General features: G+C 37.7%; 14 protein-coding genes and 1 pseudogene. 14 read left to right on the top strand and 1 reads right to left on the bottom strand.

Annotated features, from left to right (window positions below):
* Nucleotides 1-45: 45 nt before the first annotated feature.
* The 10 genes and pseudogenes from JMN12_RS05320 (at nt 46) to glmS (ending at nt 8,476) form a co-directional block, all read left to right on the top strand.
* Complete coding sequence (locus JMN12_RS05320) at nt 46-570, top strand: GNAT family N-acetyltransferase (RefSeq protein WP_203137747.1); 525 nt, start codon at nt 46-48, stop codon at nt 568-570.
* A 363-nt stretch (nt 571-933) separates the two neighbouring features.
* A pseudogene (locus JMN12_RS05315) lies at nt 934-1,068 on the top strand (cell filamentation protein Fic); the annotation flags it as partial.
* A 21-nt stretch (nt 1,069-1,089) separates the two neighbouring features.
* Nucleotides 1,090-1,827 carry a hypothetical protein gene (locus tag JMN12_RS05310; RefSeq protein ID WP_203137745.1) on the top strand — a complete coding sequence of 246 codons (738 nt, stop codon included), beginning with the start codon at nt 1,090-1,092 and terminating at the stop codon, nt 1,825-1,827.
* Nucleotides 1,828-1,833: 6 nt separating this feature from the next.
* Nucleotides 1,834-2,757, top strand: coding sequence for a DUF4300 family protein (locus tag JMN12_RS05305; RefSeq protein ID WP_203137742.1), 924 nt, complete (start codon nt 1,834-1,836; stop codon nt 2,755-2,757).
* A 59-nt stretch (nt 2,758-2,816) separates the two neighbouring features.
* Nucleotides 2,817-4,121 carry a ribosome biogenesis GTPase Der gene (gene der, locus JMN12_RS05300; protein ID WP_088594658.1) on the top strand — a complete coding sequence of 435 codons (1,305 nt, stop codon included), beginning with the start codon at nt 2,817-2,819 and terminating at the stop codon, nt 4,119-4,121.
* A 73-nt stretch (nt 4,122-4,194) separates the two neighbouring features.
* Nucleotides 4,195-4,419: a hypothetical protein gene (locus JMN12_RS05295; protein WP_002677505.1), complete on the top strand. Its 225-nt coding sequence runs from the start codon at nt 4,195-4,197 to the stop codon at nt 4,417-4,419.
* On the top strand, nt 4,416-5,141 hold the full coding sequence (locus tag JMN12_RS05290; protein WP_238423818.1) for a hypothetical protein: 726 nt from the start codon (nt 4,416-4,418) through the stop codon (nt 5,139-5,141). The genes JMN12_RS05295 and JMN12_RS05290 overlap by 4 nt, the downstream gene beginning before the upstream one ends.
* A gap of 15 nt (nt 5,142-5,156) precedes the next feature.
* Complete coding sequence (locus JMN12_RS05285; RefSeq protein WP_203137740.1) at nt 5,157-6,134, top strand: D-alanine--D-alanine ligase; 978 nt, start codon at nt 5,157-5,159, stop codon at nt 6,132-6,134.
* Nucleotides 6,135-6,151: 17 nt separating this feature from the next.
* Nucleotides 6,152-6,604: a pantetheine-phosphate adenylyltransferase gene (gene coaD / locus JMN12_RS05280; RefSeq protein WP_203137738.1), complete on the top strand. Its 453-nt coding sequence runs from the start codon at nt 6,152-6,154 to the stop codon at nt 6,602-6,604.
* Between the two features lie 30 nt (nt 6,605-6,634).
* On the top strand, nt 6,635-8,476 hold the full coding sequence (glmS, locus tag JMN12_RS05275; RefSeq protein WP_203137722.1) for a glutamine--fructose-6-phosphate transaminase (isomerizing): 1,842 nt from the start codon (nt 6,635-6,637) through the stop codon (nt 8,474-8,476).
* A gap of 59 nt (nt 8,477-8,535) precedes the next feature.
* Here the strand turns inward: glmS and JMN12_RS05270 are convergent, their stop codons facing one another.
* The gene (locus JMN12_RS05270) at nt 8,536-8,892 is read right to left on the bottom strand and encodes a DUF6567 family protein (RefSeq protein ID WP_203137720.1); all 357 of its coding nucleotides are present in this window, start codon (nt 8,890-8,892) and stop codon (nt 8,536-8,538) included.
* A gap of 453 nt (nt 8,893-9,345) precedes the next feature.
* Here JMN12_RS05270 and JMN12_RS05265 point away from each other — a divergent pair, with 453 nt between their 5' ends.
* The 4 genes from JMN12_RS05265 (at nt 9,346) to JMN12_RS05250 (ending at nt 13,150) form a co-directional block, all read left to right on the top strand.
* Nucleotides 9,346-11,034 (top strand): OstA-like protein, encoded by a 1,689-nt coding sequence (locus JMN12_RS05265; RefSeq protein WP_203137718.1) that lies wholly within the window; start codon nt 9,346-9,348, stop codon nt 11,032-11,034.
* Between the two features lie 50 nt (nt 11,035-11,084).
* Entirely contained in the window at nt 11,085-11,957 is an 873-nt protein-coding gene (locus tag JMN12_RS05260; protein ID WP_009412973.1) for a flagellar motor protein MotB, read from the top strand.
* A gap of 78 nt (nt 11,958-12,035) precedes the next feature.
* Nucleotides 12,036-12,614 carry a Crp/Fnr family transcriptional regulator gene (locus JMN12_RS05255; protein WP_203137716.1) on the top strand — a complete coding sequence of 193 codons (579 nt, stop codon included), beginning with the start codon at nt 12,036-12,038 and terminating at the stop codon, nt 12,612-12,614.
* A 77-nt stretch (nt 12,615-12,691) separates the two neighbouring features.
* Complete coding sequence (locus JMN12_RS05250; protein ID WP_203137714.1) at nt 12,692-13,150, top strand: hypothetical protein; 459 nt, start codon at nt 12,692-12,694, stop codon at nt 13,148-13,150.
* The last annotated feature ends 117 nt before the right edge of the window (nt 13,151-13,267 follow it).

The following is a 13,267-nucleotide window of genomic DNA, read 5'->3' as shown; positions in this document are numbered from 1 at the left end:
CTTATATCAAAGTAGAAAACGCTTAAAACAATTATAACTAAGTTTATGGAAACACTTCACACAACACGCCTTTTGCTTCGCCCTTGGGAAATTACCGATGCCGAAGCCTTATACACACAAGCGCACAACCCTATTATAGGCAAGAGGTGCGGTTGGTCTCCTCACAAAAGTGTGGAGGAGAGCCGAGAGATTATTGAGGTTGTCCTTAGCAAGTCTCATAGTTTTGCTATTTGTTTAGCAAACAACATTCCCATAGGAAGTATAGGCTTGCTTTTGCAAGGAGAGAGCAATCTTTCTATAGGAGAAAATGAAGCCGAAATAGGCTATTGGCTTGGAGAAGACTTTTGGGATAAGGGCTATGTTACTGAAGCTACCCTAAGGGTAATACAATATGCTTTTGAACAGTTGAACCTTACTCAACTATGGGCAAGCGCATACGAGGAAAATATTGCCTCACAGCGAGTACTTGAAAAATGTGGATTCCGTTATCATCATACCCTTGAAGATTTCTTGTTTCCACTTATAGGAGAGAAACATACAAGCTTAATATATACATTAGAAAAACTATAAAATAATGTCAGCTCGATATAACAGAACATTGATTTTATAGCTTTGTATCATAATATATTCACAAAATAATTCATCGTCAGGTGAAAATTTGTGAGATAATATAAAATAAGGAGTTTTATGCACTCTCAATTTCGTGAAAATTCGTGTAATTCGTGGGAGATTAAAAATATTGCGTCGCTACACTTTGCCAAAGTCTGAAACTTTGGCAAAGTTGATTACTCTGATTATCAATAGCTTTTGTAGTATGTTATGTAGGAAAGCCAGCGATAGCTGGGTATGTGCTGCAAACGCCCACATAAATAAAACTTTTCGGACACCCTCAACGGGGGTTAGGCTTTTAAATGTGAACACCGTATATGAAAGGCAATGGAGCGTAGCCCTATCAACGATTTGGAATTGCGCTTTTTGTTGCAACCTGCCCTTACTGATAAAGTAAATGACCGTAAAGTAATTTTTAAAGGTATAGAACAGTCTTATTATTATGAGAGCAACATATAACTTTAATTATATCAAACAAATATGAAAAAACAAATAACCTTCTTATTGTTGTTCTGTTCTAAATTGCTCTTTTCGCAAGAGGAAAGCAAAGAAGAATTTTTTAATCAAGTATATAAGGATTTTATTCCTGAAGATTATGAATATTTTTACTTAGAACCGCCCTATATACCTTCAGCTTATGAATTTGAGTATGCAAAAGAAAAGCCTTTTTACGGTCGCAGCTCAGCATTATCTAACGATGCAGAAGGTGTTATAAAAGCTATTGAGGAGCGAAAAAAAAATCCAGAATCATCGTATTGGGACTTTCAAGCATTCAAAAAAGCAAGAGAATGTTTTCAAGATAGTTTATTGCCATCATTTGATACTCAAGATTTTGTTTTTACAAAGAGAAACATAAAAGACAAAGAACGTTTTGTTCGTCCGCATACCTTTTTTGTAACTGTAAAATGGTATTGGAGTAAAAAAAGAAGAGAAAAAGAAGCTTGGAAAGTATACAAAAAATTGAAAGAACTCATTTACAGACCAGAAAAACTACAATGTTTCACTTTTTCAGAACCCATATTCTTTGATGGAGGAAATAAAGCATATTTTAGCTTTGGTCAATCCGACAAAAAGATAGATGCCGTTTATAAAAAAGAGAATGGCATTTGGAAAAAGGATTACTATAGTTCTGTTATGTACATTTGTGGCACAGGATTAAGATATACTACTTATACTAAGGAAAAACGTTTTAAAACTAAAAAGAAAAGTCTAAAATAACATCAAATGAAAAAACTTTTACTAATAACAATTCTCTCATTAGGAGCAATTTCTTGCCAGCAGAAGAAAGTAACAACTGAAAAGACAGCTGTTACTCTCACTTATTCTAATTTGGTAGATACCGCTACTCAAGACGAAGTGCAAAAAGCCCTTACAGCAGCAGGAATATCTGAGCAAAATGTGGCTTCTTTTTTGGAGAGTGTAGCCCTTTTCAACCAAACCGTAGGCGATAAAGCAGGCTTAGTACCCAAAGGATTTGTAACTATTGATAGCCTGCTACCTAAGTATGATGAGGTTGCTATACAAAGCATTTGGACGTCTAAATACCCTATGTTTCAAGGTTATAACTGTCGTCTTACCTCTTTTACCCTCTTGCGTGATTTGATTGCTTTTCCTGCAGATAAAAAGTTTGCTACCAAAGAGGAAGACGAAGTACTTTTTATAGACCGAGAGTCCTTGCACAATACCCCTAAAAAGTTCTTTACCCCAGAGGAAGAAAACAACTTTTTCACCCTCTTTACCGAGGTGCCCACTACTAATACTAAAGATATAAACACTCATTTGCAGGCGATGCAACAGGCGTGGAAAGAACGCGGTATTGATTTCCGTTATAAAAACGACCCTACTAAGGCATCGCTCATATCGGCAGTCTTCCATTCCCAAATCACCCCAGAAGAGAACACTCTCTTTGTGGGACACGTAGGGGTATTAGTACCTTTTGAAGGCAAGCTACTCTTTATCGAAAAACTCGCTTTCCAAGAACCTTATCAGGCGATAAAATTTGCTAATCGCACTCAGCTCAGCGATTATTTAATGAACCGATATGATGTAGAGTGGGAGCAACCCAATGCCATTCCGTTTATAATGGAAAACGATGCTTTAATGGAAGGATATCGTCCTAATCCCTATAAAAAAGAACAGCGTTTATAAGAAGATAATTGCCATTTGTTAATTATTTTCTATCTTTGCAAAAAATAAGTAGGTATATTATGAGTGCTATAGTAGCTGTAGTGGGACGCCCCAATGTAGGTAAATCCACTTTTTTCAACCGTTTGATAAAACGCCGTGAGGCTATCGTGGACGCCGTGAGTGGCGTTACACGTGACCGCCATTATGGTAAAACCGACTGGAATGGGGTTTCTTTTTCTGTGATCGACACGGGTGGCTACTTAGCAGGTAGTGACGATTCTTTCGAGAAAGAAATCAACAAACAAGTTGCCTTAGCCATAGACGAAGCCGATGCGATTATCTTTATGGTAAACGTCGAAGAAGGACTTACCGGTATGGACGAAGCTGTAGCCGAGTTGTTGCGCAAATGCCATAAACCAATATTAGTAGCAGTAAACAAAGTGGATAGCAACAATCGTCGCAACGATATGCACGAATTTTATGCCTTAGGCTTTGAACATCTCTACGCCCTATCAAGTGTAAATGGTAGTGGTACAGGAGAGCTACTCGACGATTTGGTCGCTCTCTTGCCCGAAAAAGAAAAACAAGAAGAAAACCCCTTGCCTCGCTTTGCTGTAGTAGGGAGACCTAATGCGGGTAAATCGTCCTTTATCAACGCCCTTATAGGCGAAGACCGCTATATTGTTACCGATATTGCAGGCACTACACGCGATGCTATTGATACTAAGTACAACCGCTTTGGATTTGAATTTAATTTAGTTGATACAGCGGGAATCCGCCGTAAATCTAAAGTAAAAGAAGATTTAGAGTTCTACTCAGTGATGCGTTCTATTCGTGCTATTGAACACTCCGATGTGTGTATTTTGATGCTCGATGCTACACGTGGTTTTGAAAGCCAAGATGCTAATATCTTCTGGTTGGCACAACGCAATCGCAAAGGCATCGTGATATTAGTAAACAAATGGGATTTGGTAGAGAAGGAAAACAATACGGCTAAACAGTACGAAGCGGCTATCCGCAAAGAAATAGAACCTTTCACCGATGTACCTATCTTGTTTGTATCGGCATTGAATAAGCAACGTATCTACAAAGCGATAGAAACGGCTGTAGCTGTGTATAACAACCGCACCAAGCGTATCCCTACTCGCAAACTCAACGAGGTGATGTTGCCTATTATTGAGAACTATCCACCCCCTGCGATCAAAGGAAAATATGTCAAGATAAAGTTCTGTACTCAATTGCCCACACCTATGCCGCAATTTGCCTTCTTTGCTAATTTGCCACAATACGTAAAAGACCCCTACCGACGTTTTATAGAAAACAAACTCCGTGAAAACTTCGATTTTAACGGTGTGCCTATTGATGTGTATTTCAGACAGAAATAATGAAATCATTTTTTAGAACATAACAAAACAAAGATAAATATTTTGTGTCCCAACCACAAAGTAAAGACCTAATATGAAACAAGAAATACCTACAGAAGCCTTAAATGAAATATTTTATAACGCAATGCAAAGAGCGCGCCGTGAAAATCGCGCTTTAGGGCTTAGCAATATTACCGTAATAGATGGTGAATTAGTGGAAGAAAAACCCGATGGTACCCTTGTACCTTTAGGACAAAAAGCTCAGTTTGGAACTGTAAAGGTTAAAAAGGGTATTTATAAACTAAAAAAAGCGATATGAAACGCTTTCGTATGTTTGCAGGACCTAATGGTTCGGGAAAGTCTACTCTTATAGAAGATGTGAAAAAACATTATAACGTAGGTTATTTTGTAAATGCTGATATTATTGAAAAGCAACTAAAAACACAGGGGTTTATCAACTGTGAGGAGTATCTACCTACCCCTATCACACAATATGACTGGGAAAGTTTTCAACTAAATGCTGAAAATAAGCAAATTGATAAGCAAAAACTCCAAAGTATTGTTATCACTGATAATATTCTGGTGTTAAATACTCCAATAGATAGCTATATAGCAGCAAGTATAGCCAACTTTTTTAGACAGATATTACTGTGTACAGAAAGTACTTTTTCGTTTGAAACGGTAATGTCACACCCTTCAAAAGTTGATTTTTTGAAGAATGTAAAAAAACAAGGCTTTAAAACGTATTTGTATTTTGTAAGCACACGTGATCCAAAAATTAATATAGAACGCATTGGACTAAGAGTGACTAAAGGAGGCCATAATGTGTTAGAAAAGAAAGTAATAGAGCGTTATTATAGATCAATGGACTTATTGTTCGAAGCTTTTATGATAGCCGATAGAGCTTTTATTTTCGATACAACTTTTTCAGATAAACGTTCTCTCTTAATAGAGAAAAAAGGAACTGAAATGAAGATTTTGCAAGATGTTATCCCTGAATGGACACATCACTATCTCATTGAAAAAATAGAAAATATATAAAAAATACTTGTAAAAGTGAAAAAAAATATAGCAATCATAATGGGAGGATACTCTAATGAAGCTCCCGTTTCTTTAAAGAGTGCTGCAGTAGTAGCCAAACATCTCAGCCAAGATAAATATGTACCTTACCCCGTGCGTATCGACCGCGATAAATGGGTGTATGTAGATGCTCAAAACAACGAACATCCTATTGATAAAAACGACTTCTCGGTAACAGTAAACGGACGTAAAATTACTTTTGATGCTGTTTTCAATGCCATTCACGGCACCCCAGGTGAAGACGGTTATTTGCAAGCCTATTTCAATTTGATTGGCTTACCTCTCACAGGATGCAGTATGTATGCTTCGGCTCTTACTTTCAACAAACGTGATATGCTATCGGTACTCAAACCTTTTGGAATTCTTTCTGCCCCTTCTTACTATCTCAACAAAGGTGAAGACTACAACACTGCTGATATTGTAGCCAAAGTAGGCTTGCCTTGCTTTGTGAAGGCTAATAAATCAGGGAGTAGTTTTGGAGTGTATAAAGTATATGAAGAGGCTCAACTGCCTATGTATATAGACAAAGCATTTGAAGTAGACGACGAAATCCTCATCGAAAGTTTCTTGAAAGGTACTGAAATCTCTATCGGGGTAATCAACTATCGCGGGAAAATAAAAGTTCTTCCAATGACTGAGATTGTATCCGAGAATGATTTCTTCGATTATGATGCGAAGTATAATGGTAAGTCGCAAGAAATTACCCCTGCGCGCCTTTCTGCCGAAATGACTGCTAAAATCAACGCTTTGGCGGAACGCGTATACCGATTGTTAAAAATGGAAGGTTTCAGCCGAAGTGAGTTCATCATCGTAGACGACACGCCTTATTTGCTTGAAATGAATACCACACCAGGGCTTTCAGAAGCTAGTTTACTGCCTCAACAAGCTAAAGTAGCAGGTATCAGTCTTGAAGAACTATTCGAAAGCGAAATTGAACGAGTATTGAATCACTAACCATTAATCGTTAATCATTGAAAAGAGCTTTATTTCCAGGGTCGTTTGACCCCATTACCTTAGGTCATTACGATATTATCAAACGTGCTTTAGACCTATTCGATGAAATTGTGGTTGCCATAGGTGTTAATGGCGACAAGAACTATATGTTTACGGTAGAACAACGCAAAGAGTTTATCGAAAAAGCCTTTGCCGATGAATCCAAAGTAAAAGTTACTACCTACCAAGGGCTTACAGTAGACTTCTGCAAAGAAATCGATGCTCAGTTCATTCTCAGAGGTTTGCGCAACCCAGCCGACTTTGAGTTTGAAAAAGCTATTGCACACACTAACCGCAAATTATCTCAAATAGAAACTGTCTTTTTACTAACGGCAGCACGTACTTCGTTTATATCATCGTCTATTGTGCGCGATGTCATTCGCAATCACGGTGATTATACCGTATTAGTGCCCGAAAGTGTAAGAGTGTAAATTAATAAATAATAAAAAGAACTTAAAAATATGTGTGGAATTGTAGGTTATTTAGGCAAACGTGCCGCTTTTCCCATCGTGATTGATGGGTTAAAACGCTTAGAGTATCGTGGATACGACAGCGCAGGTTTTATCTTAAACGCTGAGAGTTTTTACGGAGAAAAAACCAAGGGCAAAGTATCCGATTTGGTAGCCAAAGCAGGAGAAAATGTTCCTACTTATGGTTGCGGTATGGGGCATACCCGTTGGGCTACTCACGGAGTGCCTAACGATGTTAATTCACATCCTCACCGCTCTAATTCTGGCAAAATAGCCATTGTACACAACGGAATTATTGAGAATTACGAAAGTATCAAGCAAAACCTCATCAAAGAGGGATTTGTATTCCATTCTGATACTGATACCGAGGTATTAGTAAACTTCATCGAATACTTCAAAGAAAAAGAAAACGTCAATTTAGAGACTGCGGTGCGCTATGCGCTCAACGAGGTGGTTGGTGCTTTTGCCATTGCTGTAATGGAGGAAAGTAAACCTGAGGAAATAGTAGTAGCCCGCTTGGGTAGTCCGTTGGTAATAGGGGTAGGTGATGGCGAGTTTTTCATCGCCTCCGATGCCTCTCCTTTTATAGAGTACACCCAAAATGCTGTGTATTTAGAAGATGGCGAAATGGCTACCATTCACCTCAACAAACCGTTGAAAGTGATTAAAATAGGCAGTAATGAGCAGGTGAGTCCGTTTGTACAACAACTCAAACTCAACCTCGAAGCAATTGAAAAAGGCGGATACGACCATTTTATGCTCAAAGAAATCTACGAACAGCCTAAGTCTATCCAAGACACGATGCGCGGTCGCCTCTTGCCCAACCACTCTACCAAACTATCAGGAATAGATAATCATTTAGAGACCTTCCTCAATGCCAAACGCATTGTTATTGTAGCGTGTGGGACTTCGTGGCACGCAGGCTTGGTAGGTGAATATCTGTTAGAAGAATACGCGCGCATTCCTGTAGAAGTAGAGTACGCCTCAGAGTTCCGCTATCGTAACCCTATTATCAATAAAGGGGATATCGTCATTGCTATTTCACAATCAGGCGAGACCGCCGATACCTTAGCAGCCCTCAAATTAGCGAAAGAAAAAGGAGCTTTTATCTACGGTATTTGCAATGTGGTGGGTTCATCAATTGCGCGTATCACCCATTCAGGCACTTACACTCACGCAGGCCCTGAAATAGGGGTAGCTTCTACCAAAGCCTTTACCACCCAACTCACGGTGCTTACCCTTATCGCTTTGCATTTAGGACATAAGAAGGGTACCCTTAGTACGGAAACCTATCACCGTCTTTGCAAGGAATTAGAACGTGTGCCCCAGTTGCTTGAAACCACTATCAAAACAGTCGATCACAAGATAGCCGAGATAGCCGAAAGCTATAAAACAGCTACCAATTGCTTGTATTTAGGTCGTGGTTTTAACTTCCCTACTGCTTTGGAAGGGGCTTTAAAACTCAAAGAAATATCCTATATTCACGCCGAAGGCTATCCAGCTGCCGAGATGAAACACGGACCTATCGCCCTTATCGATCAGAATATGCCGGTGATATTCATCGCACCGTCTAAAGGACATTATGATAAGGTAGTTTCTAATGCACAAGAGATAAAGGCACGCAAAGGTAAAATTATAGCCGTAGTAACCGAAGGCGATACCCAAATGGCGGGCTTAGCAAACCACGTGATTGAAATACCCGAAATCAGTGAGGCGCTTACCCCTATTTTAGCTTCAGTACCTTTGCAGTTGCTGTCCTATTATATCGCTATCAAGCGCGGTTGCAATGTCGATCAACCTCGTAATTTAGCCAAATCAGTAACCGTAGAATAATTTACTAATAAAAAAAGAGTCAGTTTCCTAAAAATGTAAACTGACTCTTTTTACTTTTACTATTCAGTAAATTCGATTACGTCAGCTGAAACAGTTACTGTGTATTGCATACCAAACCAGAAAAAGAAAGAATGTATTTCTACAGTTTCGTTGATAACCGCTCTTGAAGAACCTACCAAATTGGCATTTTGAAGCATTTTAGCTCTTGCTTTTTCCACCAAAGCACGTTTTCCACCTCCTATAATAAATAAATATTGATTAGAGGCTTCTCCTTTCACGTGTTCTACTACTTTAAAGTTATTTTTAGCCAATACCACTTGAGTAGTATGGTTGTTTACATTGTGTGATAACTCTCTTGTTACACCACAACTCGCTAACAGTAGTGCCAAAGCACTGAATAAAACGATTTTTTTCATTTGTTATTGATTTAATTTTAATATTACAAAACGAATAAGGGCAACTTTTAGAGCATAAAAAAAGCGTGAATGTTTTGTTCACACTTTAAAAAGGCTCTGGTATGCCCGAAACAGGTATGTAACAAAAACAGTTCACGCCCTTATGGGGCGAGAAACATTTTGTTAATTCACCTCTGTTTCTATTGAATTTACCAGATTCTTTTTAAAAGGATATTAACAACTTTCTCTTTAAATCTTATGTGTATTTTTCTATTCTTTTATATCTCAATTGTTTTTATTTGGTGCAAAAATATGAATTAATTGCAAATTACAAATAATAAAAAACGATTTTTTCTAAAAATGAAGTTTTTGTAAATTCCAATAGGAAGAACAATTTGCCAATTAATTGTCAATTATCAATTGTTAATTATCAATTATTTACTATCTTTGCATTCTCAATGAAAACATTTCTGAATGAAAAAAACGTTTTTTTACATATTATTTTCAATGTTTACTCTTAGCTTGCAAAGCCTTGTGGCACAAACAAGCGAACCTAAAACTAAACGTATCGAAATTGTTTACGGAGGAGAGTTTACCATCGACAATGTGAAATACCCTGGTGCAACTATTTTTAAATCCGATGGACAGCGGGTACAATTCCGCCACCAAGGATTGGATGTGTGGTGCGATTTAGCAGTGCTCTATGAGGAAAAAAACGAGGTAATCGCTCACGGAAATGTGGTGTTGCAACAAGGCGATACCCTGCAGATGAACAGCCAATACGTATCCTACAAAGGAAATACTAAAACCGCTATAGCTAAAGAAAATGTAGTATTGCGCAACGGCAATATGACCCTCGAAACCCAAGAACTCTTCTTTGACCGCAATAAACAAGAAGCTTACTACAATAATTTCGGTAAAATTACCAATGCTGAAAATGAACTCACCAGCCAAACAGGCAAATATTATGTAACTACTAAAAAAAATCAGTTTACCAATTCAGTAAAGATTGTCAATCGCGATTTTACAGTCAATTCACAAGTGTTAGACTATTACCACAATTCGGGCAATGCCTATTTTTATGGTAAAACTACTATTGTGGGCGCTGATTACAAGGTGTATTGCGAACGCGGTTTTTACGATACACGTCGCGAACTGGGCTATTTTATGAAACACGCCAAAATAGAATACGACCTCAAAACCTTAGTAGGCGACAGCTTGTACTTTGATAAACGCCGACAGTTTTCCTCAGGTTCTAACAATATCTTCATTTCCGATACCATAAACAAAACCTTTGTGCGTGGACATTACGGCGAAATTCACAAAGCTAAAGATTCAATGTTTATCACTAAAAAAGCAGTGGTAATTACGCTGGTAGAAAAAGATTCAATGTATATGCACGGCAAACGCATTTTGGTAACGGGCAAACCCCAACACCGCGTGATTCGCGCCTACCCCGATGCCCATATCTTCAAAAGCGATATGCAAGCCAAATGCGACTCTATCCACTCCGATGAAGCTAACGGGCTCACCCAATTGGTGGGCAAACCCGTAGCATGGACAGGCGTAAGCCAGATGACGGGCGATAATATCCACCTGATTGCCAATACAAAAACTCAACAGTTAGACTCCCTCAAAGTGTTCAACAACGCTCTCGTGGTAGAAAAAGATACTTTAGGCGATGGGTATAACCAAGTGAAAGGAAAATTCTTGTACGGAAAGTTTAAACAAAACGCCTTACGACAAATAGACTTTCTGCAAAATACCGAGTCTATTTACTATGTGTACAACGATGCTAAAGAATTGGTAGGTATCAACAAACTCTCCTGTAGCCACATCAAACTTTATTTGGATAAAAAACAACAACTCCAACAAACTGTGTTTATTACACAACCTTCGGGGAATTTATACCCAGAAGAAAAGTTACACATGAACGATCGCAAGTTTAAAGAATTTGTCTGGCGTGGCAACGAGCGTATTCATCGCAAAGAAGAGATTTACAGCGATGCCGAGAAAAAGATAAAACCTAAAAAAATAAAGGGAATGAAAACCCCTGAAGAGATAGATGAAGACGAAATGATATTAGCCAATCCATCTCTGAAAAAAGAACTCAAAACCGCTAAAGAAAAAAACAAAGCCAAGCAAAAAACAAGTAAGAGATAATCTTGGCACTCTTATTGTAACATATTCATTAATTATAAAACATAAACTATATGAAAAAATTTATTATCGCACTATCGATGCTGGCATTAGTTACAACATCGTGTGTATCTAAAAAGAAGTATGCTGAGTTAGAAGCAAGAAACAAACAAACTGAAGATTTGCTAAACACTGCTACCGTAAAACTCAATATGTGTTTAGACGAAAAGAACAATTTGGCATATAAAATTGAGAGTTTGAAAAACCAAAATGATTTGCTCAAAGAGAACAACCAGCAGCTCATCAACAATATGGGTAACCTCACAACGCTTACCCAAAAAGGCGCTGAAAACCTCGAAAAATCATTAGAAAGCTTGCGCGAAAAAGATTTAACTATCAAAAACTTGCGCGATGCGGTTACCCGTCGTGACTCTGTAAACCTCGCCTTGGTACAAAGCCTCAAAGGTGTGTTGGGGAACTTAGACGACCAAGATGTAGATGTGAAAGTTGAAAAAGGAGTGGTATTTATCAATATTTCCGATAAAATGCTCTTTAGCAGTGGTAGCTACACTATCTCTAAAAACGCTAAGAGCGTACTCGAAAAAGTAGCTAAAGTAGTGAAAAACAAACCCGACTTTGAGTTTATGGTAGAAGGTCACACTGATAATGTAAACATCAAAACAGGTTGTATCCGCGACAACTGGGATTTGAGCGTAATGCGCGCTACCGAGATTGTACGTGTATTGCAAAAAGATTTCGGTGTTGCTCCTGAGCGTATGACCGCTGCCGGACGTAGCTACTACGTGCCATTAGCAAGCAATGGCGATGCTAACGGACGCGCTCTAAACCGCCGTACTCGTATTGTAGTATTGCCTAAACTCGACCAATTCTACACTATGATTGAAGAGGGAATGAAAGACCCTGCTATCGGTGGTAAAGGAAAATAATTACCAAATTTGAAAATTAGCAAATGAGATAGAAGTCAGCAGTTAGTTTTTACTAATTGCTGACTTTTTTGTATAGAAATGAATTACGAATTACTTTTAAACAAGATAAGGGAGTATATAACTCTTTTAAGAAGAGATTGTACTCTTATAGAAAAACTTTTTGTTCCTTTGTTTCTTTCCAAAGGAGAAGTACTATTGCAAGAAGGCAATATCTGTAAGTATTTTTATTATGTAAACAAGGGATTACTGAGGCAATTTATGAATTATGATGGAAAAGAACTTACTATACATTTTAACGAAGAGAATACTTTTGTTTGTGACTATGAGAGTTTTATAACTAAAATACCTTCCCAGAAAACAATTGTCGCTCTTGAAGATACTGTTTTGCAAATGATTTCTTATGCTAATCTACAACGATTTTACAAAGAAATAGAAGATGGTGAACGGTTTGGTAGGTTACTACTTGAAGAGACTTTTATTAAAGCTATACAATACATCATTTCGGGACTTACAGATACTCCCCAAGAGCGTTATTTGAAATTTATGAAACAATATAAAAATATTGAGCAACGAGTAGCACAGAAATACATAGCTTCGTTTGTAGGAGTTACTCCACAATCATTGAGTAGAATTAGAAGAAGAATAGCCTATCTGTAATTTATTACCCAAAGTTAATTTTTATCTCACCACTTCTGTGTTATTTTGCATCTCAGAAATTAAAAACAGAATAACAGATGAAAAGTAAAAATCTTCTTCAACGAGTAGCTCAATTTATTGCTATTGTGGGGCTTAGTTTATTAATAGGGAATATTTCGGCTTTTATAGCGATGAATATGCTTTCTATACCACAAGATACCTCATTCTTCTTATGGCAACGCCGATTTATAGATGCGATGGTTCAACTGGGAATGATTAAAGGAATGTGGTTGTTCCTTATAGGCAATATTGTAATTTACTTATGCCAAAGAACTCGGAAAAACTTACTATTGCTTATACTTTCAATTGCCGTATTTGTATTGGGTGAGTTTTTTATCATACCCTTATCTTACGAAACTTCACTTTTAGCTTTTCAGCAGTACGAAATGAACCAAGTAACTTCTGATTTTCTTACGATAAAGCATAAAGAAGACGTTTTGGGAGGAGTCAACCTACTTTTATTGTTGATATATTGTGCGAGTCGCACAGGCAATTAGTTAACAAATTTGAAAATTAGCAAATGAGATAGAAGTCAGTAGTTAGTTTTTACTAATTGCTGACTTTTTTGAATAGAAATGAATTACGAATTACTTTTAAACAAGAAGAATATGGGA

Origin of the sequence: Capnocytophaga genosp. AHN8471 (genome assembly GCF_016806945.1) — a bacterium.
GTDB lineage: Bacteria > Bacteroidota > Bacteroidia > Flavobacteriales > Flavobacteriaceae > Capnocytophaga > Capnocytophaga periodontitidis.
Note: the sequence above shows the minus strand (reverse complement) of the source record. Positions and strands in the feature narration are given on the sequence as shown.